This window comes from Pedobacter psychrodurus (assembly GCF_004331735.1).
Classification (GTDB): Bacteria; Bacteroidota; Bacteroidia; order Sphingobacteriales; family Sphingobacteriaceae; genus Pedobacter; species Pedobacter psychrodurus.
In genome coordinates this window covers 233,909-258,833 of sequence record NZ_SJSO01000004.1, presented here as the reverse complement: position 1 = coordinate 258,833, position 24,925 = coordinate 233,909, and the positions used below count along the sequence as shown (strand labels likewise).

Below are 24,925 nucleotides of genomic sequence, written 5' to 3'. Positions count from 1 at the left end.
AAATTGCTTACTGTTTAGCTGCTTTCTCTTCTTTTATCCTTTTTGTATAAGCACTGTAAAGTGCTCTCCAACTGCGGCCATTGTTATTTAGCATTTGCTCTGATTTTGTTTTATAAATCTCGAAGATGGCCGAAATCTGTTTCATATTTTTATAATCTACAGCTTGTTCTCTGGCTTGCTTCAGAAAAGCTAAAATCTTCGCTTCTTCATCAGCAGTTAAATCAGGAACAATAGCTTTATAGCCTTTCATGGTGAAATCAACTTTGCCAATAGTGTATTTATCTAAAATGGTTTCTACCTGCTCTGGTGTAAGGTTCTTCTTTAAACCATCCATTAAAGCCTGATGAACAGCTGATGGCATAGCAGAATCGGCGATGATCTGTTTGTCTAAATCGCTTAATTTATTACCTGTAACTGGATTTATGCCATCAGGAACGGTTGATGATGGATGCTCGTTATGCCAATCTCTAATGGTAGTTAAATGAATAGCTATTGTATTTTCAACAGCTGTTTTTCTCGTATCATCTGTCAGATTTAATGCAGAAACATACTCCTTCGCTTTGCTTAGCACTTCTTCCGGTACTACAACATCTTTTATTTGACTGAACACATTTACTGTGGTTAGTAGTAAAGTGAGTAACATTAATGGTTTTAAAATCTTTCTCATAATTGTGTTTTCTTTTTTAATCGTTACCTGATCAGATAGCTATCGGATTTATTTTACTGCGTAGCTTTCAGCTTCGCTACAGGTCAGGGTCTTAACATCAAGGCGGCCTAGCATGAAAGATGCTGAAACAAGTTCAGCATGACGGCTGTAATAATTATCTTTTCTCCACCACAAAAGAATAATCTCCTGAGCCGACCTCATAAATCGCCCTGTTATTCTCCATTTTTATAAATTTTAAATCTTTTATTGATTTCAATTTTTCAGAAACCTCATTTTTACTAGTTGCCGGAACGTAAACCAAAGCTGTTGTATTTGGCGGTACAGTTACATTCCAGTTAAACTGTTTTGTTGTTTTTGTGTAATTGCTTTTGATTGTTCCATAAACTGAATTGTAACTTGCGTTTATCGAGCTTAAATCATTAATCATTTCAGGCTTCATGATAATCTTTTTAAAAGCAGCATTTTCTGATTTAATTCCTGCAAGATTTTCGTAATACCAGATTAATAAATCGCCAAGCATCATTACGTGGTTTTGTGAATTCATTTTAGGGTCGGCAGTACTGCCATTCCATAATTCCCAAATGGTTGTTGCACCATTATCAACCATATAACCCCAACTTGGATATGTTTTTTGAGTGGCAATGGTGTAAGCCAAATCTGGCCTGCCATAATCATTCAAGCAACGCATTAACCATTGAATTCCTACCAAACCATTGCTTAAATGCCCTTTATTAGTCACCTCAACTGTGTAAGTGATGTTTTTAAAAACATCCTCTACTTTGTCTTTTGGTACCATGCCGAAATAAAGTGGAATGATGTTATCTGTTAAAGCATTCGAGGCATAATGTCCTTTATGGTTATAATATTTTTGGTTGAAAGCATCTTTAATTTTGTCTCCTAAAACCTGGTAATTTTTCACATCTTCTTCATTGCCGATGGTTTGTCCGAACTGAATCATCAACTGCGTAAAATGATAATAGTAAGCTGTTGAAATGAGTTCTGAAGGATACTTTTTGTCAGCACTTTTTCCACGGCCAAACTCGATGGTAATCGGCGGCATACACCAATCACCATAACTATCTTTAGTCAGGATGTAATCTTTCATGTAACGATCTTGCATGTAAGCAAGCCATTTTTTCATTGCCGGATAGTTATCACGAACCGCAGAAACATCACCCGTTTGTTTGTATAACATTTCGGTAACCAAAAGCATCGTTCCAGGCCAGGTCATGTTATCGCTGTAGTAACGCCAAAAAGCTGGTGCAACATCTGGAATGGCTCCATCCTCTTTCTGCGAATTTCTGATATCTTGCAACCATTTGGCGTAAAACCGTCCGTTATCAAAAAGGAAACTTTCTCCATAAGCTACAGCACCTCTATCGCCCAACCATGGCATACGCTCGTTTCGTTGCGGACAATCAATCGGAATGCCTTTATAATTTCCGGCAATACCCCACCAGGCATTTTTAAAGAGCTGATTGGTCAAAGCATCGGAAGTTTCGAAGGTACCAACAGTTTTAATGTTATCGTAAATCATTTTGCCTACAAAATCATTAACTGATGGTTGATAAGTGTAACCCGTAAGTTCGATATACCTAAATCCCCTATAAGCAAATGTAGGTTCCCATGTTTCTAGTTCGCCTCCTTTTAAAGTATATAGATCGGTACATTTTGCGTTGCGAAGATTAGCAGTAAAGAGTTCACCATTCTCTTGTAATGATTCTGCAAAACGCATTTTGATTTGTTTCCCCTTCAAACCTTTTACCTTGATTTGTAACCAACCCACCATATTCTGCCCCATATCCAAAATATACCGACTACCAGAAAGTTTAGTAATTGAAATAGGTTTAAGCGTATTCATCACACGCATATTCTCATTCATTTGCGCCTCAATAACGCCTGTTGGTTCCTGAACAAATTCAGCTTTTGCCCAATGTCTATCATCAAAACCAATCTTATTCCAGCCTAACATATCTTTAGTAGCATCATATTCTTCCCCATCGTACTCGTTATTGGTTCTGATTGGTCCATCAGCTGTACCTTTCCAGCTGTCATCGGTATCAATGTTCGCCGTTGTCCCGTCAGTGTAAACGATGTTAATGTTCATCAGCATTTTTGGATAACCAAATGTTTTAATTTTATAAGGTTTTTCATTTTGGCGCATCGCGAAGAAACGGCCATTTCCCAAAATTGTACCCACCGCATTTTTTCCATTCTGAATGTAGCTGGTTACATCGTAAGTGTTATATTTTACATTCTTGGTGTAATCTGTTGGAGATGGAGACAATACATCTTCCCCGACTTTTTTTCCATTGATAAAAAGCTCATATAAACCTAAGCCAATGATAGATGCTGTAGCTGACTTTACAGTTTTCGAACTCTGAAATTCCTTCCTGAAATATCGCGCAGATAAACGTGAATCAGTTTTGATATTATCCCATGGGAAAGCCCTATCGAAACCAATCCAACCTTTTGGCCAATCTTTGTAATAAAGCAAACCCATTGAAAAGTAGTTGTTGCCCGACCAATCGCTTTGGCCAGCGGTCGTCCAGACTTTCACTTTCCAATAAACTTTAACGCGACTACCCAATGCTTTTCCGCCATAAGCTACATGAATAGATTCAGCGGAATTCACTTTTCCGGAATCCCAAAAATCGCCATTATTCGCATTTAATTTCTCCAAAGAAGAAGAAAACAAAACCTGATAAGCGGTTTGCATTACATTTCTTTCTTTTGAAATAATATGCCAGGCCAAACGAGGTTTTTGAACATCAATCCCTAACGGATTAGTTAACATCTCGCAGGTGGTATTTTGCACATTAACTTGCGCCACCACTTTTGAAAAGGATAGGAACCAAATGCTGATGATCGCTATGTAGATTTTAATGTTCATTTACGCTTTGCGGTTGATTACACTGATTAATTGATTCTGTTATTATTTATTCGCTCAAAAAATTCGTCATTGCGAAGCTGGGATTGAGCCAGCTGAAGCAATCTTTTTGTTAAGTTATTATCTTTCCATTTCATTAAGGAGATTGCTTCCCCGAGAAGTCGGGGCGGGCTGTCGTACCTCCTCGCAATGACGATGTACTGGTTGAAAAATCAAAATACAAAGTCATGTCCAATGCCCTGCCTGGCTCCTTTTCAAAATCGTAAAACACATGTTTCATACCCATTGGTCCGGTTGTTTCGGGTTTTTGGGTCTTTGTACCAATTGCTGAGATTCCATTCATAAACGAAATATCTCCGTTCGGGAAAGTCGGACTCATGTTATCCCATTCCGTATCTTTCGATTTCTTTGGCGTAAATAACCTTAGGAAAACATCTTCTTTATCTGTTACCACTTTAAACGATTGTTGTTTACCGATAAATTCGCACCAATACATATTGGAGTAATAACCTTTAAATTCTGGATACTGCCAAGGTGTTTCGCCCGTTGCAGAATTGTTATAATCCTTTTTCCAGATGCCAAATTGGGTGCCTTTCATTCTGTTTTTCCAAACGCGGTATGGTCCATTACCTTTGTATTCAACTGCTTTAATTTCAGCTTCTGGATAAGAAAAATTTAGTCCAACAAAAGTGATAAAGTAAGCGGATGGAAAATATTTCACTTCCATTTTTAACCAGCCTGATGGATAAATAGTCCATTTTAAAGTGTTAAAGCTTTCTTTTTTATCGAATTTGGAAGAGATAACCAGGTTTTCGCCATCCATTTTAATTGTGAAATTTTTGAAGTTATTTACACCTTCTTGCAAGATCGGACCATTCGAAAACGGAATTACACCTTTGGGGTTTTTAGCCTGTTGCAATAATCCGGTTATTTTATTGAAAGTTAAATCGATTCCATTTGCCGAAACCTGATAAACTTTGGCGTCTTCCTTAAAATTTACTTTTGTTGAACCTGTTTTAACCACGATTTTCTCCGTATCAGCTGCAGGCAAAGCAATTGGGAAACTCCAGGTAAAAAGTTCTTTGCCATCTGGTCCTTTTGCAGTTAAATAAAGTGCGTCGAAATTTCTCCAATCTGTTGGAAGATTGATTTGTAATTTTCCTTTATCAAAAGGTTTTATGTTCGGTGCGTCGGCTTTCCCCGCTTTGAATTCAGCATCATCGCCTGCGTTTAGCTTTTTCAGTTTCCACTCGAAAGCGCATTGATTAAGGTTGGTGAAAGCATAACGGTTTTCCAATAAAAATGAACCATCGAAACCAGGAGTCATTTCTCTCTTTTCTACAAACACAGGACTCCAAACTTCTTTAATGGTAAAGAAACTACCCTCTTTTTCGTGGTAAGGCCCAACAATCCCATCAGGGCCATGATTTCCATCAGTGTCTAATTCACCGTTTTTATCAGTACGCACCACGGCCTGGTCGGCAAAATCCCAAAGGAAACCACCTGCAGAAAGCGGATTGTTCCACATGGCATTCCAATAATCTTCAATGCCTGCACCATGCCCCCCATCCCACATACCATGTAGAAATTCAGTTGGCATTAAAATGTTATGGCCATGGTCGTAATTGCCGATTCCGTAATTAAATTCACGGTAGTGCGTAGTTTCAAACCCACCAAAAACTTCCCATGGATGGATTAAAGGTCGTTTTTGAATATCTTCTTCAACGAAAAGATGGTCGAGTTCGCGGTTATGCCCGCCCTCGTTTCCATTGGCCCAAAATATAATCGATGGATGATTTTCATCATTCAGCATCATTTCTTTCATCAGTTTTGTTCCGGTTGGCGTATCGTAAGTTCCATGCCAGCCTGCCAATTCATCCATTACAAATAAGCCGAGCGAATCACAAACATCTAAAAAATGTCCATCAGGCGGATAATGCGACATACGAACGGCATTCATGTTCATTTCTTTCATCAAAAGCACATCGGCAATGCTGATTTTTTTACTGGTAGTTCTGCCTGATGATGGGTAAAAGGAATGACGGTTTACGCCTTTGAATTTCATTTTCACACCATTTACATAAACACCATCGCGTTCTTTTACTTCAACGGTCCTAAAACCGATCTTTTTCGAAACCTGATGAATTTCCTTCCCGTTTTTGATTAAAGTAAAAGTTACCTTATAAAGATTTGGAAACTCTGAAGACCATAATTCAGGCTTAGCAAACTGATGGTTCAATATCAATTTTTTCGTTCCTTTTTTAATCGGACTTGTAAATCTATCGCCGAATCGTTTTTCGTCTTTTCCGAAAAGTTCAACTTCTACTTTATCGGCATCACCTATGTAAGCTAATTGAGCATTTAAATTTCCATCAGCTTTGGCATCAACCTGAATTCTATCAATGTGCGTTTGCGGTAAAGATTCCAGATAAACAGGTCTGAAAATACCGCCAAAAATCCAGAAATCGGCTTTGCGTTCTGCTTCATTAACCGATTGATTGACCGAGTGTTTAGATACCTTTACTTCCAGTAAATTATCGCTACTGAGTTTTATCAGTTTGGAAATATCGTATCTGAATACATAAAAAGAACCTTGGTGGATTTCGCCCGCAAGTTTTCCGTTGATTTTAACTTCTGTGTCGGTCATCGAACCCTCGAAAACAATATTGATTTTTCGGTTTTTCCACCTTGCAGGAATTTTAAAAGTGTATTTATAAAGCCCCTGTTCTTTCCCTTTATTTTCCTCTTTGTTGAAACCATAATTATATTTTCCAAAACCTTGCAGTTCCCAGTTTGATGGAACAGGAATGCTTGTCCATTTGCCAGAATTTGTGCCAGCTGTGCAGAAGAAATCCCAATTAATGGTATGATCGTTTCCAGTTCCCGATAGATATAATTTTTCCGTTTGCTGTGCTTTTACAGCGCCAAACATCATTATCAAACAAAGGAAAAGTATAAATCTGGTTTTCATTAATTGGTTTTAAATTGATTGGTTAAAGGATTATCGGTACGGAAAGGCAAAGCAGGCAAAGCATTACCATAAAAATTGCCAGATGGGTTTTCCGTCCAGTTATAGCGTACAGTTTTTGGTTCTGTAATTTCTTTTGAAGAAACCACAACCTTGCCGTCTTTCACAATCGCATCTGCATTTACAAATTTGCCATTGCTACCGGCAATTGTAAATCCGGTAATTGGAGATGAACTGGTTGATTTTAGATAGTCGAAATTTAATAAGGCTTTGCCATTTGAAAAGCTTACATTTTTATAAATCGGCCCTGAAAATACTATTCTCTGGTTGTACGTTTTTGCCAAAGCCCAGAGCGCTAATCTTCTGCCTACTTCCCATTTATAGGTTGGATGCAAATCTCCTCCGTTGTCGTTTAAATCGGAAGTCGAAATCATTCCTGTATTTGGCATACGCAAAATCTGTTGTTGTGCCTCCCAAAAATTAGGTTCTGTATCGGCAGTAAGCACCACTTTGTCGCTCTTTTGTTTGCTATAATCGAAAGGTGCAATTTGAACATAATAGAAAGGCAAATCCTGTTCTCCCCAGGCTTTTCTCCAGCTGTTAACCAACACTTTCATTTTATACGAATAGCTAATTTTCTCATTCAAAAAGCAATTTGTTTCGCCCTGATACCAAAGAAAACCACGAATTTTGAATTTTGAAAGTGGTTCAATCATCGTGAGATAAAACTTACCAGGATCATTACCCACTTTTTGATTTTTGAAGTAATCTTCCTGAGCAAAAGCATCTTCCGAAATCCATGGCTCAATGGCACTACCAGGAATGGCGGAAGAGATCATCCCGACAGGAATACCCAACTTCGCTTGAACTTCTTTGGCAAAGAAATAACCTACGGCCGAGAAAGCACGCAAAGCGGAATCTTGTGCTACTGCCCAACTTTTATGAAGAGAATCTGGTTTATTCAACTGTTTACGATTGACCAGGAAAATCCTGATTTGTGTATTTTTTGCTTTCGCCACTTCATCAGCTGGAAAGCCTAATTTTTCATTTTTAGGTTTCGGGATTTTAGCGAGTTTACGCATGGCGTATTCCATATTCGATTGACCAGAACACACCCAAACTTCGCCAACCAAAATATTGGTCAATTCAATTTTGTTGCTACCTGAAATGGTCATTTTTTGGGGTTTAGTAGCCGTTTTTAATGGCGCTAAAACCACTAGCCAGTTTCCATTTTTATCGGTAATGGTTTGTTTTTTCTGTCCAGCAAAAGTGACTTCTACTTTTTCATCGGGCGCAGCAAATCCCCAGATATTGATGGGTTTATCTCTTTGCAAAACCATATTACTCGATAAAATTTGAGGTAGGAGGATTTTGGCATTGGATGAGAAAGAGAATAGTGAAAGGAGAATTATTAGTGTCGTCATTCCCGCGCAGGCGGGAATCTTAAAGCCTATTGCATTACGATTCCCAATCAAGTTGGGAATGACGCTGCAGAAAGATTGCCACGTCGTGCCTCCTCGCAATGACGATGTACTTAAACGCACTGAGGGGAAGACCCCAAACTCCAAACCCCGAACTCCAAACTTTCTCATCAAAATCCCTCCGTTTTTAAGTATTTAATCGTATAAACAGCTTCCTTTTTCTCTGATTCTCCGGCATTTTTTAAATCATATTCCTGGTCGGCAGGTGTATCCACATCAGGAAAACGGCGAACATCACCTGTGCGGAAAACAATTTTGGAAACTTCGGCCACCGGTTGAAAAGCCAGACTTGTTAAAACGTCTTTTCCATTCACCGTGATGGTGTAAAAACGGGTATGAGCATCCAATTTTAATTTAATATCGTAGCTTTTTCCTGCCTCATACTTCATAAAATTTTTATAACGGGCACCAGCTTTTGCGCTTAAAGTACCAGCGGTATCAAAAGTCAATCGAACGGTTGCCATTCCTTTAGCATCTTGCAATTCGATTTCCAGCAAACCGAAATTATTTTGTTTTGGTGTAACAGAAAACGAGGTAATTGTTTTTCTACCCGCCGGGAATATCCGCTCTGCCTTCGCATAATCAAATGGATCTTTATCCTTTAAAACCAAAGCACCATTTTCAACTTTAACTGGCGCCCAAAGCGGACTGTAAGTATTCCACATTTCGAGTTCTTTGCCTTTTGGAAGCTTCTCAAAATTATCATTTACATGTTGGGTAGCTTTATCATTTACGGGCACAGGAACCGAAGAAACCCAGATATCTTCCTTGTTCATGCTGTAGGTTACCCACAATTTACCATCCACCGGTTTTCCATTTCCTTCTTCAATGCCACGTACATATTGCGGACCATAAGATTTGTAATTACCACCATAGCGCATTGGTGTGATTTCGCCATTTATCAACAACAGATTGGTGTAATCTAAACCATTTTTACTGGTAGAAATGGCTAACGGCCACCTATATTCTGATGGATTATAAACCGTTGCATAATTACCATCTGAAGTTTTTTGTCCCCAGATTTTTGCATTACTGTTTACAAAACCGGGTGCACGAGAAGCATTTTCTGGCCAGCTTTTGCCGTTGTCATTACTGATTGCTGTTAAGGCGTTTTTCCATAAGCCAACAACTCTTCCATCAGGTAGATGGTAGTAACTAAAAGCTTTATACTGTTTCTGTAAAGTGATTAAAGGATCTTTCCGGTCGGCTTCTTCATTCCATTGCTGCGTCATCAACTTATTTGTTAACAACTCGTTACAGGCATCAATAAAAGTTTTACTTTTGCTTTTAGTATACAATGGATATTTAGTGTTTTTCTCTGAATATCCGGGATTGTAATGGACGAAATAAATTGGGCCGTACTTGCCGTCAGCTTGAATTTCTCTTACTGCTCTACCAATGCCATGACCGTCGTTGGGATCGTCTTTTGCATCAAAACTGATCGCATAAAAACCCAGAACCAGCAATACATTTTTAGTAGAAACATAGAAACCCATCCTTTGGTGCATTACAGCATCTAAATCTTTTGCTACATCGGTTCTTCCCTCCTTTGTGGTTCCATCCGGAATTCGGTAAATTGGAAATACTACATCAGGTTTAGTCCAGGTGTAGCCATCTTTCGATGATTGTACTAATGTTTGGCCCGGAGGAATACTTTCTCCAACTTTATCACTTAAATATTCAATGTAAAATTTGTTGTTCCAGTAGGCCAACATAGGCGCATGGTTGTAGGTCCAGCCGAAGTTTTCTGCCAGTTCAGGGTGTTCTCTGTTTGCCCGGAAAGTTTGGATACTGTGCACACCCATCACTGGCGAAAGCTGACCATGGTGGTAATCTGCGTTGACCAAAGTTTTGCCTGTGTAACGCACTGTATCTTGAGCCTGCAAGTTTTGTGTTGCAAATGCTAGCGTTAGGTTTAAACAAAGTATTTTAAATATTTTCATGTTATTTAATTCATTACGTCATTGCGAGTTTCCGATTTTTCATCGGAACGAAGCAATCTTTTTTGTTAAATAGATTGCTTCACGCTCTAGCTCATTCCCTTGCGTCAGTTCGCAATGACGACACATTTATTATTTCAATAAATTCTCAATCACTTTCTTTTTCACTTTTATTATCGTTCCGTGTTTGTGTCCCTCGGGGATGGAAACTTTTGCAGTCACATCCTTAAAGGTTTTAAAATCAGCTGTTTTGTAAGCTGAATAAATTTTCTGCCCGTAAGCATCAAAATAAATCAACCAGTCGTTTCCTACTTTTACAACTGTTGGTCCTTCGGTTAACTTGGGACTAAAAGTTTCTGAAACATTTTCATAAGGCCCCAAAGCATCTTTAGCAAAAGCAACTTTCAAATTCCTGTTGGGACGCGTATTATCCTTCAAAACCAACACATAATCTTTGGTAGCTCTTTTCACAATTACTGCATCGATAACGCTAAAAACAGGGTCTAAAAACAATTTAGGTTTTGAAAAACTTACAAAATCTTTGGTGGTAATGCTGTACATCCGGTGGTTATTTTCTTCTTCTTCTATTCCTTTAGTAAAGCGAAACGGTATAGTTGAAGCCCAGATAATTACATATTCTTTTTTCTCATCATCGTAAAAAATTTCGGGAGCCCAAACATTCACCGTTTTTTGCTCGCTATCCATTACCGGAATAAACTTTTGTTCAGTCCAATTGATCAGATCTTTAGAACTTGAGTAACCGAAACCTTTGTCACCTTTCCAACTGCAGGTCCAAACCAAATGAAAAGTTCCATCTGGGCCTTGAACTATGGATGGGTCGCGTAGAACTTTCTGCGTCCCAACTTCAGGTTTTAAGAATGTTTTATTTAAATCAGTCCAATGGTAGGCATCGTAACTGTATAGCAGTCTTAATCCCTCATTTGCTGGCTCGTGGAAGGAGGTAAACAGATAGGCCTGTTTTGAGCATGAAGCTAATCCACAAAGCATCAGGCCAATTATAGCTAAGCGAAATGATGATATGGATTTTGTTTTATACACTGTTTTTTATTCTTTAATGATCGTCATTCCCGCACAGGCGGGAATCTTAATACCCAAACAATAGCCAAGGCATTACGATTCCCAATCAAGTTGGGAATGACGACTTATCTATATTTCATCTAAAATCAAAACCCAATCATTACCATTTACAGGCTCACCTGGTGGATTAAATTCTTTTATTCCTTTATTTTCAAATTCGCCAATCGGCGTAGTTTTACCTGTTCTTGGATCAAACCACGATGCTTTTACTTCATCACCATCAATTTTCCCCATCTGTATGCTAAAATTTCTGCCGGTATAAGTATAAACTAGCGCAAACTCTTCACCCCTTGTTGCAATAACCCGCTCGTATTTTTCGCCATTTTTGCCAGCTACCAAAGTCTGATCAGGCACCCGGTCGAAATAAGAATGAGATAACAGTAAATCTTTCAGGTATTGCATTTGTTTTGCTCCTGGGGCATTTATCGCCGTTATCCATTGGTCTTTCGGACCATAAGCTGGTTTTAAATCCGTTTTTTTGTACATCTGCATTACCGAATTATGGCCATAAGTATAACCGAAAGCCCCCGCAAAAACCGACCAGTAACCATATCTTCGTACATCTGCATCTATCCAGCGTGGTTGAGTGGTATCGTGTAAGCCTTGTGGAATATCTTCGTACGAAGGCTCACCATCTATAGTAGGTTTTGTTGGTTTTAATTTATAATCAGCTTCGATGTATTTCCAGTTATCTTCTCCATAATGTAATTTCTCGTTTTTAGAAGTATCCTGGTCGTAACGACGGTGGCCGGATTGAACCATATCAAAATCGCACCATTTCGCCTTTTGGAACCATTGCGAAGAGGCTGTTCTGCCCCTTGGATGGAAAGTAATTAAGTGATTCGGATCGTTTGCGCTTAAGGTTTCGCCAATCGTTTTCCAAACATCCATTCCATCGCTACCTTTAATATCGCCGCCATTTAACCAGATGATATTCCATTTATCTTTATAGCGTTTTGCCAGAAATTCAGCATAAGCTTTTGCCTGCGTTTTGTTAACCTTTTTTTGCTTAACGTTTGTTCCCCAAACGGGTACTAAGCCCATATACAACCCTTTTTCGGCAGCCTTATCAATGATATAATCAACATGGTCCCAATAATCATAAGCCAAAGAATCTTTCGGGTTATCGCCCGGCGTAAGCATTGGTTTTGAAACATCAGCATGAACGACTGAAGAATCCATATAGATATTTCTGGATGGCACATCATGTAATAACATCACCTGGATTACATTAAAGCCTTTTTGTTTACGGTCTTCGAGGTAAGTATTTGCCTCTTCTCTTGTCAATCTGCCAAATAACAACCAGCCTGTATCGCCAAGCCAAAAGAATGGTTTGCCATCACCAGTGGTTAAATATCTTCCATTCTCAGAAACCAAGAGGCTTTTATCGCCAAAATGAGGCTTTTTCTTACAGCCAAAAGCCAGGCAAGAAACAACCGTTAGCAGAAATATTTTAGATTTAATGTTCATGTTAAATTTTATTGATGATGAGTACCTCGTCGCCTGATGCTACTTTATCCAGTTTTACAATTGCACCAGCGTTAATTTTTTCTTCCTTAAGCATTTTCCCCGTTCTAGTATTCAGCACTTTTACATTGAATTTCCCTGTGATCTTGCTTAAATCAAGATTAATCGCATCTGCTGAAGCATTATATAGAATATAAGCTTTGCCTGCATTTTCCAGTCCATATTGTTTAGCTGATTTACCTGCTGGAAGAAAAGGTTTCATTGAAGAAGCAGCACTTAAAACCGACTGATCTATTTCATTGATGTTGGAGAGTGAACCGCCTGCCATTAAAATTGCCCATCCGAAGCTCTCAAAACTATCCCCCGAATACATCACAGCCTTTTCAGGGAACTTGTTTTTATATTCCGACACGGCATGATAAACTTCTTCGAAAGATGTTTTCTTAGGCTTTAACAAACGAGCATGCTGACGAGGAGCCAAACTTAACCCACCCTGTGGCGCATAAGTTGTTCCATCGGCCTGATAATGCCAATACCTGATATCAATTAAATTAATCACGTTGGCACGTTCAGGATCGGATAAAATGGCATCCTGCACATCTTTAGTTACACTTAAACCGATTATGGGATGTTTACCTGTCTCCTTCTCCCACTCTTTTATGGTGTCGATCCAGAACTGAACAAAATGTAATGGACCTGTAAATTCGGCGCCAATTAATTGAATTACGCCTGTATTACCATCAAAGTTTTCTAAACACTTTCTAATGTAAGCCCTATGGATCGCTTTGCGATGTTTGTTAGTGATATCGTAAAACTGCTCAGCCATGAAAATACGTTTATCGCCTGCATAAGGTACTGGTTCAGGAAAACCAGTGTTATTAATGTTGTTTGCGGTACGCCAAGGGAAATCGGCATAATGTGCGCCAGCCTCGATAATGTTGTGCTGAAAATAATTTTCGTGGATTAAAACCAATCCTTTTTGGTCGGCCAGGTTTGCAAATTGCTTTAACCTATCCCAGTACCAAAGATTGTATTTGGTGATGTCGTATTTGCTCAAACCATCCCAAGCTTTATCTTGTCCGCTACGGGCAAAAGGTAATTCGTAAAAAGGTGCCCACACATCGCCGTCCATACGGCGGATACGCTCGTGATCATCTCTTCTTCGATCATACCAAAGGCCGTAATTGTGATCAAGCACTTTTACAGACCCGTTTTTCATCGCATCTGTAATCGAATCTAAATCATCAGTTAAGCCATTACCTGAGCGACCTGGAACAAAACGTGTAATATGGAATTTAGTGTTTTTTAACCCATGAGGACGAGCGCTTCCATTCCACCAAGGCACATCCTGACGATTACCCACCACAATTTCATTGCCACGCACTAACCAGCCATTTTTGATTGTCATGGCATCCGCAAGTATAGGTTGAATGACTTTATCTAAGCCAATTTTATCAATACTTTTTGCAGAGCCAGCATCTGTTGGGATTTTATTTCTTTCAGATGCAGAATCAATATATTCTGAAACTGTTAGCGCAGGTTTGTATGCCAGTTTAGTCAGTTTTAATGCGACATCAACAGGTGGACTGCTCGATGCTTCTGTTTCTACTGGAAGAACGAAAGCTCTGGAATCAATTTCATTTCCTAATCTATCTTTTAACTGTGCATAATATAAACTTCGAGGTTGGATTTGTTCGTTCGACATGTCCCAATAACCATTTCCTGAGAATTGTGCCCAGGTTCCAAAAGCCCAATTTTGAGCTGTAGGTGGTTGAAAATTATCTACTCTTGCGGCACTGCACTGCCAAAAAACACTATTTGCGGCACTCCAGCCCGCACCTTGGCCATCTTGTCCGCGATTTAAATAACTCAATGCTTGTCCATCGACGTTTACAATATCAAACAAAACGCCTGATGCCCAGCTATCAATTGCACCACTAAAACTGAAAGGCAAATACGACTGGCATTGCACAAAAACATTTGGCCCAGGCGCACAGAAACCAACCGCAAAATCGTGGTAGCCATATTCTGAATATAATCTTTGGAAAAGTGTCTGTTGACCTGTAGTTAAAAACGTAAATCGGCGTTCACCACCAATTTCAGAAACTGGGGTAAGCGATTTACAGTCTTCAACAGTAATTCTTTTTGCGGTTTCTAAAACATTTACTGCAGAGCCTGCAAAATGTTCAAAAACCACCTGACGAACCCACGCATCTTGCACATTATCTAAACAAATCGCTGTCCAACGGTGATACTCATCTTTACTATTTTCTTTATGATAATCGGATTCGATTTTCAGATTTTCAATGCCTGATTGCGTAATTCTACCTTCCCATTTGTATTTAGAAAGGGTTGCACCACCAAACTTGGAGTCTAAAGCTGTTGTAATGGGTGCATCGAAAGTAATCGTATTGCCGTTTATTGCGATAATTTTTCTATCCCAATGGATGTCTCTTGTTCCAGGTTTCCAGCCTAAAGTACTTTCGCCACCACCAAATTCAACCGTTTTCAGGGTTTCGATCCATTCTTTGGTTGATGGACGATGAATCATGATCTGATCGCCAACTTTTAATCCGCTGGCATTGGATAAGGTAATTTTATTTGCATTAACAGGCACATAAGGATCAGTGATGGCTATAGCTTGTTCCTCAATCTTGTTCTTTTGACCCAAAATCCTGATTACACCAATCCGGTCTAAGCCGGTTGCAAAAATCTTTGTGCCATTTTCGCCACTTCCGCTTCCACGAAGCACTACTCCAGACGCTGATAACCTCAATGTTCCAGCTACTTCATAAGTGCCTTTCTCTAATAAAACAGCACCACGTAAGCCATCTTTTCCAATCGGTAATTTAGCTACGTAATTGATAGCCGATTGAATTCTTAAAGTAGCATCGCCTTTTGAAACCGGGACAATAACTTTAATTGTAGCGCTTGGAATAGCTTTTTCACCAGCCATGTAGCCCGCATAAGAAAAATCGGGAATGCGGTTTCCTTCTGCATCAGGCGTATAAGCCATTTTGCCATCCTTACCTTTAAAAATAGGTTTGGGTGGTTCAACAGGTTTTGTTTTTTGCGCAAAAGAAAAGTTCGCAACGAAAAGCGCAATAACCAAAATTGGTAAGGCTTTCAATTGCATGGCTTTTAATATGTGGTTAGTTTTGGGCATATTTTATTTTTTTGACCACAAAGGCATTGAGAATTTCTCCCGCTTGATCGTCATTTCGAGCGAAGTGCCAACGCAGTCGAGAAATCTATCTGGATAGATCTCTCCATTCCGCTGCGCTTCAGTCGAGATGACGATTTTGGATAGAAGATGCTCAGCCTTTCAGCTCTAGTCTTTTTTCTTTAACCTTTCGCAGGTCTCACTTTATTGATATCTACCAAACTATTCAAATAAACTTCGATATTGGCATAACCCGATTTCGAAATCTTTGTGGCGTCCTTCGCGTCTTTAGGATTAAGTCCATTTTTGGTTTCCCAGGTATCTGGAATACCATCGTTATCAGAATCTACATGAGGTTTTCCTTTGTATTCTGGGTATCCGCCCACTTGAGCAATATCAGAAATAATGCCTTTTTTATATGAATCGGCAGGCAAACGGCGTTTTACATAACTTTGTTTAGCAGGCAATTTACCGTCTTCCACATGTTCAATTTTACCTGTTGCAACCTGTTTAATAATACGTTGGTCAACAGCATCGCGAACAGGTAAAGATGCACCTGCATTAGCCAACACATAATCATAAGCTTTTTTAGTGTCGATGATTGAAATTTTTGCCATAGGCAATGGTTTATCTACTTTTATCGAATCTAATAACTTTTGTTTATCTCTTTTGCTTTCAGGCTGAACGCCGCCATCCCAGTTATTTTTGGTTACTTTTTCATTTCCTTCAATAATGTTTCCAGTTACATAAGCTTTGCCAAATTCGTTTTTGAACTTTTTATCTCTACCCGATTCAGGTTTTAAGATACGATAAGAAATCGGTTCGCCTGCAGGAGTAATTGGCCCTGGTTTATAATAGTTGTTAATGAAACTATAAAATGAAGCATTGTCGCCGCCATCAGCACTTCTATTCCACCAGTTGAAGATCACGTTATTGGCAAAACCAAAGTCGCCATACATACCTACTGATGGGTTTCGACTAATGTTTGATGCCCAAAGATTACGCATGAAGGTTGAATTTAGACCTCCAATGGTGCTTCCAAATGCGTGATTATAGGTATCTAAGGCTTCAGAAAAAATCGAATTTTGAATGGTAACGTTCACCGTTGGTAATTTCTCTGGTTTAGAACCGTCTTTTTTATCATAAACATGGCGATAAATCGACATGTTTTCATCTAAGCCCCAGCTCGCCGAAACGTGGTCAATGATGATATTTCCAACAGGATTTCCGCCGATGGCATCATCTCTTCGCGTAACATCAGTGGCGCCACGACGGAAACGCATATAACGGATTACCACATCGTGTGTATTGATCCAAACTGATTCGCCAGCTACACAGATTCCATCACCAGGAGCACTTTGTCCTGCAATAGTAACATATGGTGCGCGGATAATCAAGGGTGATTTTAATTTGATAATGCCCGAAACATTGAAAACAATGATTCTCGCCCCGCCTTGCTCGCAAGCCTCACGTAAAGTTCCACCACCTGAATCGTTTAGACTGGTTACCACGTAAATTTTTCCACCTCTTCCACCAAATGAATAGGCACCACCACCTTCGGCACCAGGAAAGGCTACCGTTTTAGCTTGTGGCAAATCACTTGGTTTGGCTGCCCATGGAATATAAGGCTTACCATGTTTTGCGTCTTCATCTACTATGTATTTTACTTTTAAAAACTGTAATTCTGATTTTTCTTCAATGCTTTTTAAAAGTGAATCAGCTTTCTTTTCCATAACTTCAGGGATAACCGGATACTGTGCAAAAGCAACATTTCCAATACCACATAAAGCAATTATGCTAATAATTGAATTCCAGGAATGCATATTAGTTAGGTTTTACGCTTGAAACTGGAACAACACTATTTAGATATACTTCGATGTTCGAATAACCACTTTTAGTGATTTTTACTGCATCAGATGCATCTTTAGGGTTCAAGCCATTTTTCAGTTCATATGCATCTGGCATGCCATCATCGTCACTATCTTTATAAGGTGTTCCTTTATATTCCGGATAACCTCCAACCTGAGAAACTTCTGTAATAATACCCTGTTTGTAAGAATCGCCAGGTAATCTGCGGTGTTCGAATTGAAATGCAGATGGTTTAGCATCAGGATGAACTTCAATTTTTCCGGTAGCCACCTGTTTAATTACCCGGGTATCAACCGGATCCCTTTTTGGTAAGGTAGCACCTGCATTTGCCAATACATACGCTTTAGCTTGTAGGGTTGGTATAATGCTGATTTTAGGCATCGGGAATGGATCTTTTGCTTTCATTGCCGGAAAATATTTACCTGCTTCTTCCAGTGTCATTAAATTTCCTTTTTTATCTTCCAATTGTACACCACCATCCCAGTTATTTTTTGTTATTTTATCATTGCCATCAATAATATTTCCGGCAACATAAGCCCTACCAAAAACAACGTAAGGTAATTTACTACGGCCAGATTCTGGTTTTAATATGCGGTAGCTAATTGGGTCTTTTAGTTCCGTAACCGGACCTGGTTTATAATAGTTATTGATGATATTATATTGCGCAGTATAGTCTCCTCCATCTGTAGAACGGTTGTTCCAGTTGAATACAACATTATTAGCAAAGTTAAAAATGCCATTCCACCCTATTGATGGGTTACGGGCACCGTTATCAGCCCAAAGATTACGCACAAAGGCGCAGTTTTCGCCACCTAAAGTGCTGCCAAACGCATGATTCCAATAATCTAAAGCCTCAGAAAAAATAGAGTTCTGTATCGTAATATTAACCGTTCCTAATTTTTCTTCGGTTTTACCAGTACTATCATTGTACATGTGGCGGTACATCGACATATTTTCGTCTAATCCCCAACTTGCCGAAACGTGATCGATCATGATGTTTCCAACCGGATTTCCACCAATGGCATCATCGCGGCGGCCCACAAAAGTTTCACCTCTTCTAAAACGCATAAAACGAACAATCACATCATGAGTATTTAGCCAAACCGATTCGCCAGCTACACAAATACCATCGCCTGGCGCTGTTTGGCCAGCAATGGTAATGTATGGGGCACGGATGATCAATGGGGTTTTCAATCTGATGATTCCGGCAACATTGAAAACAACAATTCTTGCCCCACCTTGTTCACAGGCATCACGCAGAGAGCCCGGACCACCATCGTTTAAATTTTTAACTACAATTACTCTACCGCCGTGGCCACCAAAACTATAAGCACCTCCACCTTCAGCACCTGGAAAAGCCAATAATTTAGACTGCGGTAAATCGGTAGGTCGGCCAGCCCATGGAATGTATGGCTTACCTTCAGCAGCTTCCTTTGCCATAATAGGCTTGGCTTTTTCCCAGGCAATATCCGATTGGTGATAAGCTTCTTTCATCATCGAATCGGAAGATTTTTTGATGTTGGCCGGAATATTTGGGTATTGGGCAAATGTATAATTTGCGGAGAGAATTAACGCTGTTGTACACAACAGATTTAAAAAGTTCTTTTTCATTTGTGGTTGCTCATTGGGAAGAGAAAGAAGTTACAGAATATTTTTGATTAGCATAAAAAATCTAATCTTTAATATTTAAAATCGTGGCTCATTTCTTTGTCTATCCTTGTAAATAATTTTGGTTAGAAAGTATATTATCTTTCAAATTTGCACGCAAAATGCGGCTGTTTAATGTATAATTTTGGCTAGGTATTGTACCATCTTAGCAATTGATAAAAATGCCTGTAACAAATTAAATTCATTCTCACAGCCATGTTACAAGATAGCAATAAAATTCATATATAAATGTAACATTCTTGAATAAAAAAAAGGAAACAAATTAATGTCCCCTTTTTCCAAAACCAAATATAAAAAACCGGGGCGGTGAGCAAACCGCCCCGAAGATCTAGAAATACCTATTGAAGCGGATCGAATGGACCACCCCAGGTATTGTTCTGCTTTAAATTGATATTGTTGTTTAGTGATACGGTTGGAATGCCAAAAAAGTAAACCCCAGACTGATAGGCAATATTATAGGTATCTAACTGTTTAGTGGTAACGGTGAAGCTCGAAGTGAAAAGGGCATCTAAATTGGTACTTGCAGATGCATCACGTGAGCTCAATATATAATCGGTATTGGTACCTGTGTTTTTTAACGCAATGGTTATACCTAATCTTCTTTTGCCATTTAATATCGTTTCTAATAACTTACGGCGTCTTAAATCCCAAAAACGTTTGCCCTCAAATGCAAGCTCGATCTGTCTTTCTTTTATTACCGCTGTAACCAATTGCGTAGCACTAAGTCCTGCAGCTAATCCATAAAGTCCATCTGCACCTGCTTCAATCCCTGCTCTTTTTCTTATGGCGATAATATTGGCGTAAGCTTCCTGGCTCTGACCAATATTACCAATTTCAGCAGCACATTCTGCCTGGTTAAGTAATACTTCAGCATATCGGATTTCCAGCCAATCTGTACCCGCATTTAAAAATGTAGCTAAAGTAAGTGCAGGATCTATTGCTTTCCTTAAATATAAACCGCTAGAACTCGCTGAACTTTCTGTTGATGTTAACACATTGTTTTTACTATAGTAGTAAGTCCAAAGGCGGTAGCTTGGATTGGCTGATAAGGGCCAGTTACATCCGTTGTAAGCAATCGTCTGTTCAAATCTAGGATCACGGTCTTTATAAAACGTAGCCAGACTATAAGTATATTTTGATGCGCCTATATCCTTTCCATCTTTCATCGGAAAGGCCAAAGCCATATCCCAGGTAGGCAGGTTTGATCCCCCTGTACTTCCTATATATTTTGGAACAGTTGCGTTTGGATAACTATTATTGTTCTGTCCAATATCTGTGGTTCCGGTATTGTAAAGTGTTGCTAAAACGGCTTCCGGGTTACGTGGGGTACTTCCCCCATTGCTTCCTTCGGTGGTCCACATGCTTGCATCAAATTTAGCGTACAGGCCAAAACCATTTGTAGATAGCGTTGCTATTGCCTGGGTATTTGCCGCGTAAGCATCTTGCCATCTTGAAGAAACATTACTTGGATTAAATTCAGGAGAGGCAAAAGTTAATAATACGCGCCCTTTAAAGGCTTGAGCAGCACCTTTAGTGATGCGGCCGTAATCATCATTTTTCGGCCATTTTACCGGTATATATTTAATACAAGAATCTAAATCCCTAACAATTTGAGCAAAAGTTTCGGAAGTGGTGTTACGAGGCAAAAGTGCCGCTTTTTTAGCATCTTCGCCTACCGCATCCAATGGCACCAACACCACGGGCACGCCACCATATAATTTTACCAGTTCAAAATACCTGAAAGCCCTCCAAAAATAGGCCTGTGCAATAAATCTTTTTTTAACAGCTGGATCTAGGGTACCTGCATTAACATCTCTAATAAACATGTTGATTGTTCTGATCTTGACATAGTTTCCAGCTGTATTCGTATTGCCTAAATCGGTAACAGATTCGATGGTAGCTGTGCCTTTAACAAAAACATTATCTCCATATTGCTCTTCTGAAAGCGAACTAACTGAAGCACTTAAGCCACCAACGTTACCAAACCAGGCCGGTTGATTTTGGCTATAGATATAATCGATGCTTAATTTTGTTGTGGTAGAATCGTTATAAACCTGATCGGCAGTAAAACTACCTAAATCCTGTTTTTCGAGCACTTTTTTACAACTGCTAAACATCAATGATGTAGTACAAGCTGCTAAAATTATGATATAAATCTTTTTCATGATAATTAAAATTAAAGGCCCACGTTTAAACCGAATGAATAAGTTTTAAGCGATGGGTATGTACCTACTGGACTGGCGAAATCTCTATAATTCCCTGGGAATGGATTTATAAACTGAACTGGGTTTGTAGCTTGGGCAAATACCCTTAAACTTGATATACCTACTCTTTCTATCCATTTTGTTGGGATGGCATAACTTAAATTTGCATTTGTAATGGCAAATTGGGTTGCTGGCACCAACCAAAAATCAGTGCTTTCATAAATGCTTGAAAAATATGGGTTAGGATAAGCCGCGTTCGTATTTGTGGGTGTCCAGTGATCTGCCCAGTATGATGCCCTGTTGGCATATACTGATGGACTTGTTCCGCTAGGTTTTAATCCACCAATACTGGTATAACCACCCCACGAAATCCCCATTACTACATTTAAGCTTAAACCACTATAGCCAGTACTAAAGTTTAGTCCTAAGTTATTATGGTTATTCTGCCTTTTGGTAACAAATTGCCTGTCTTTTGTATCAATAACTCCGTCGCCGTTTACATCCTCATAATTGATCATACCCGGCTGCAGAATATCGTTTAGGATTTTAACCTTTTTTGGATCATTTTGCACTGCCGATCCATTAATTCTTTGTGCAATGATTGCATCAGCTTCTGCCTGTGTTCTGATAATACCAAGTGATTTGTAACCGATATACCCTCTATCGCTAGAATAGCCGGTATTATCTTCGATGGTACCTAATTGTGCGCTAGAAACATCATATTTAATATTTTTATTGTCGAACCAGGTGTAAAATGGTGTAAAGCTATAACTAAATTTTCCAACCTGATCTTTATAGCCTACACTGATCTCATAACCGAACATATTGGCTTCAGCAAAATTTTCGGTAGGTACTGCTGCCCCAATGGTTGCAGGTACGGAAGATGTTAGTGTAGATAAAAGATTGTATCCACGTGTCCAGAAATATTCTCCGGAGATGGATAATTTATTTTTAAGCAGCCCCATATCAAAACCATAATTCGTTTTTAAATAACTGTCCCACACTACATCTCCATTTGGGATAGCAATGTTAGTCCTGATCGCAATACTTCTGTCGATTTCGTTGAACACGGCACCCCCACTGCTTCCTGTGCCTAAATTGTATGATGCCAGGTATTGATAAGCTTTGGTTGCATCTGTTCCCGTTAAACCAACTGATGCCCGCAATTTGAACAGGTTTATGGCCGGAAATTTTTCTTTAAAGAATTTTTCTTGAGAAACTACCCATCCAGCAGATGCCGCTGGAAAACCGCCCCAGTTTTTACCAGGAGCAAATCTTGAACTACCATCTCTACGATATACCAATTGTAATAGGTATTTGTTATCATAATCGTAATTGATACGCGAAATTAAGGACTGAAATCCTGTTTCGCTCACTTGTCCGGATTGATTGGAAGTTTGTGTTCCAACAGTAAAGTTTTGATAAGGTAGTCCACCTGCCACAATTCCCTCGGCCTGTGCAGCAACTCCTTCTGACGAAAGCTCTCTTTGCTCTACTAGTGCTATGGCTGATATATTGTGCTTGCCAAAAGATCTATTATAAGTCAAACCTGCATTTAATTGGTAGCTATCTGCAAATACTGGATTAAGCCTAATCCTATCCCCATTCTTTATTGGGAAAACGCCTTGGAGCACTCCACCTGGAATATGGTTGTTGGCACCAGTACCTAAATACTTATAATAGTTAAATGTGGTTCCGTACTGTTTGCCATTAGAACTGTTGATGTTTTTATTTATTGTAGCGGTAGCAGTTAGGCCCTTAACACCAGGAATTTCGTAAGTAACCTTACCCAGCATATTCATCACATAAGATTTTGAGCTTGTAAAATTATCTGAATTTTGTATTAAGAAAAAGTTGATATTTTCTAAACCACCAGTATTACTTGTACCTAAAATTACAGGATTTCCGTTGATAAAATATTCAGACCAAGGATTAACGTTTTGTAAAGTTGTCACATCATTATCCAAACTTTCGGAAGTGCTATTAAGCTTGTAATAATAGCTTCGCGATGATGAAACATCTGTACTGATTGAAGCCGAAACGTTTAACCTTTTCGAAAGTTTAGCATCAATACTTGCCCTTAATCCATATTTACTGGAATTAACACCTTTAAAATTAGAGTTTTGAGTGATATAATCTCCACCTAAAAAATAAGTTACCTTATCGCTACCACCACTAATATTTAATGCCTGGCGGTAAATATTAGAAGTTTGAAAGGCTTCTGCCAACCAGTTATGATTGTTTGCAGAGAAATAATCCAATTCATCCGGAGTATAATAAAGTGGCTGGCGGGTAGTTTCTGCTACATTATTAACCACTTTAAAGCCATCAGCATTGATAAAGTTGTTTACAACGGTTCCTGCAGATGTTTGCTGGTAAACCTGTGCATTCAAATAATCGTTAACAAAATTACCCAACTGTATACCCGACATCATGTTGGGTAGTTTTGTTGCATCGTTAAAACCTACTGAGCTGCTAAAATTGATGCGCGGAGCACCTACCCTACCTTTTTTGGTACGAACAATTACAACACCATTAGCACCTGAAACGCCATAGATCGCTGCTTCTGCATCTTTCAAAATCGAAACGCTCTCCACCACATTTTGATCCAATAAATCAAAGTCGGCCTGGGTTCTAATCACATCATCAATTACGAATATCGGATTGGTGCCCTGCTGGCTATCTTTAGAGTATACAACAGGGTTACGCACAGTTATGGTAGTACTCTGTCCTGGTCTTTGTGCGCCCCCAGAAACAGAGAAACCAGGTGCCGAACCACGCAATGCAGCACTTAAAGATAGTGCGGGAACATCTTCGATACTCTTCATATTAACGGTAGAAACGGCACCTGTTAACGTTACTTTTTTCTGAGTACCATAACCTACCACTACTACATCATCTAAATTTTGGTTATCTGAAACCAGTTTTACATTGATTGTAGTTTGTGTGCCTACTGGAATAGTCTGTCTGGTATAGCCAATGTAAGAGAAAACAAGTACATCACTATTCGATTTCACTTGTATCGTGTAAACACCATCAGACTTCGTACTTACATTGCTCGGAACACCTTTTAGACTTACATTTACTCCAGGAATTCCCTGCCCATCGGCCTGATCTACAACCTTACCTGTAATCTTTCGGTCTTGAGCAAAAAGGATTGTACTTGCCAGCAGCATAATTAGCAAAGACAAAGAAATTTTGCGTAAAAATTTTAAGTTCATCTTATTATTTGGTTAGTTTTTAATTTTATTCCTTGGTTGAGGATTTGGACATCCTTAATCAAAGATTTTATTGCGCTAAATTTTAAACTTATATGTGGAGAGGGCTAATGAGTTAGTTTTTTTGCTGATTATCATTTCTTCCGAAGCTATAAAATAAAGCAGGTCCTAAAACTTTTCCAGAAAAAAAATGAAAATAATATGCGGTGATTTGGCTCATTCTTTATTTTGATCTCGATAATTATTTTGGTTAGAAAGTATATTATAATCCAAAATTGCACGCAAAATATGA

12 protein-coding genes are annotated in these 24,925 nt (G+C 39.0%); all 12 read right to left on the bottom strand.

Going from position 1 to position 24,925, the window contains the following annotated elements; genetic code table 11:
* Nucleotides 1-7: 7 nt before the first annotated feature.
* The 12 genes from EZ456_RS06295 to EZ456_RS06240 all read right to left on the bottom strand — a co-directional run bounded on the left by EZ456_RS06295 (nucleotide 8) and on the right by EZ456_RS06240 (nucleotide 24,636).
* Nucleotides 8-667, bottom strand: a complete 660-nt coding sequence (locus tag EZ456_RS06295) for a DUF3826 domain-containing protein (protein ID WP_131528407.1) — start codon at nucleotides 665-667, stop codon at nucleotides 8-10.
* A gap of 154 nt (nucleotides 668-821) precedes the next feature.
* Entirely contained in the window at nucleotides 822-3,560 is a 2,739-nt protein-coding gene (locus tag EZ456_RS06290; RefSeq protein ID WP_225876482.1) for an alpha-L-rhamnosidase, read from the bottom strand.
* 133 nt (nucleotides 3,561-3,693) lie between these two features.
* Nucleotides 3,694-6,528: a glycoside hydrolase family 2 protein gene (locus EZ456_RS06285; RefSeq protein ID WP_131528406.1), complete on the bottom strand. Its 2,835-nt coding sequence runs from the start codon at nucleotides 6,526-6,528 to the stop codon at nucleotides 3,694-3,696.
* Nucleotides 6,528-7,949, bottom strand: coding sequence for a sialate O-acetylesterase (locus EZ456_RS06280; protein ID WP_225876481.1), 1,422 nt, complete (start codon nucleotides 7,947-7,949; stop codon nucleotides 6,528-6,530). Before EZ456_RS06280 ends, EZ456_RS06285 begins: the two co-directional genes overlap by 1 nt.
* A gap of 167 nt (nucleotides 7,950-8,116) precedes the next feature.
* Nucleotides 8,117-9,949 (bottom strand): sialidase/neuraminidase family protein, encoded by a 1,833-nt coding sequence (locus tag EZ456_RS06275; RefSeq protein WP_131528405.1) that lies wholly within the window; start codon nucleotides 9,947-9,949, stop codon nucleotides 8,117-8,119.
* A gap of 129 nt (nucleotides 9,950-10,078) precedes the next feature.
* Nucleotides 10,079-11,005 (bottom strand): glycoside hydrolase family 43 protein, encoded by a 927-nt coding sequence (locus tag EZ456_RS06270; protein WP_225876480.1) that lies wholly within the window; start codon nucleotides 11,003-11,005, stop codon nucleotides 10,079-10,081.
* Between the two features lie 108 nt (nucleotides 11,006-11,113).
* Nucleotides 11,114-12,514 carry a glycoside hydrolase family 140 protein gene (locus EZ456_RS06265; RefSeq protein WP_131528404.1) on the bottom strand — a complete coding sequence of 467 codons (1,401 nt, stop codon included), beginning with the start codon at nucleotides 12,512-12,514 and terminating at the stop codon, nucleotides 11,114-11,116.
* A 1-nt stretch (nucleotide 12,515) separates the two neighbouring features.
* Nucleotides 12,516-15,677 carry a DUF6298 domain-containing protein gene (locus EZ456_RS06260; protein WP_131528402.1) on the bottom strand — a complete coding sequence of 1,054 codons (3,162 nt, stop codon included), beginning with the start codon at nucleotides 15,675-15,677 and terminating at the stop codon, nucleotides 12,516-12,518.
* A gap of 179 nt (nucleotides 15,678-15,856) precedes the next feature.
* Nucleotides 15,857-17,497, bottom strand: coding sequence for a pectate lyase family protein (locus tag EZ456_RS06255; protein WP_131528399.1), 1,641 nt, complete (start codon nucleotides 17,495-17,497; stop codon nucleotides 15,857-15,859).
* Nucleotide 17,498: 1 nt separating this feature from the next.
* Nucleotides 17,499-19,154: a pectate lyase family protein gene (locus EZ456_RS06250; RefSeq protein ID WP_131528396.1), complete on the bottom strand. Its 1,656-nt coding sequence runs from the start codon at nucleotides 19,152-19,154 to the stop codon at nucleotides 17,499-17,501.
* 395 nt (nucleotides 19,155-19,549) lie between these two features.
* Nucleotides 19,550-21,376 (bottom strand): RagB/SusD family nutrient uptake outer membrane protein, encoded by a 1,827-nt coding sequence (locus tag EZ456_RS06245; protein WP_131528393.1) that lies wholly within the window; start codon nucleotides 21,374-21,376, stop codon nucleotides 19,550-19,552.
* An 11-nt stretch (nucleotides 21,377-21,387) separates the two neighbouring features.
* Entirely contained in the window at nucleotides 21,388-24,636 is a 3,249-nt protein-coding gene (locus EZ456_RS06240) for a SusC/RagA family TonB-linked outer membrane protein (RefSeq protein ID WP_131528391.1), read from the bottom strand.
* Nucleotides 24,637-24,925 lie beyond the last annotated feature (289 nt).

Coding starts and splice junctions, on each gene's coding strand:
- EZ456_RS06250 (WP_131528396.1), bottom strand. CDS start 19,154: ATGAAAAAGAACTTTTTAAATCTGTTGTGTACAACAGCGTTAATTCTC.
- EZ456_RS06280 (WP_225876481.1), bottom strand. CDS start 7,949: ATGACGACACTAATAATTCTCCTTTCACTATTCTCTTTCTCATCCAAT.
- EZ456_RS06265 (WP_131528404.1), bottom strand. CDS start 12,514: ATGAACATTAAATCTAAAATATTTCTGCTAACGGTTGTTTCTTGCCTG.
- EZ456_RS06285 (WP_131528406.1), bottom strand. CDS start 6,528: ATGAAAACCAGATTTATACTTTTCCTTTGTTTGATAATGATGTTTGGC.
- EZ456_RS06255 (WP_131528399.1), bottom strand. CDS start 17,497: ATGCATTCCTGGAATTCAATTATTAGCATAATTGCTTTATGTGGTATT.
- EZ456_RS06245 (WP_131528393.1), bottom strand. CDS start 21,376: ATGAAAAAGATTTATATCATAATTTTAGCAGCTTGTACTACATCATTG.
- EZ456_RS06240 (WP_131528391.1), bottom strand. CDS start 24,636: ATGAACTTAAAATTTTTACGCAAAATTTCTTTGTCTTTGCTAATTATG.
- EZ456_RS06290 (WP_225876482.1), bottom strand. CDS start 3,560: ATGAACATTAAAATCTACATAGCGATCATCAGCATTTGGTTCCTATCC.
- EZ456_RS06260 (WP_131528402.1), bottom strand. CDS start 15,677: ATGCCCAAAACTAACCACATATTAAAAGCCATGCAATTGAAAGCCTTA.
- EZ456_RS06295 (WP_131528407.1), bottom strand. CDS start 667: ATGAGAAAGATTTTAAAACCATTAATGTTACTCACTTTACTACTAACC.
- EZ456_RS06275 (WP_131528405.1), bottom strand. CDS start 9,949: ATGAAAATATTTAAAATACTTTGTTTAAACCTAACGCTAGCATTTGCA.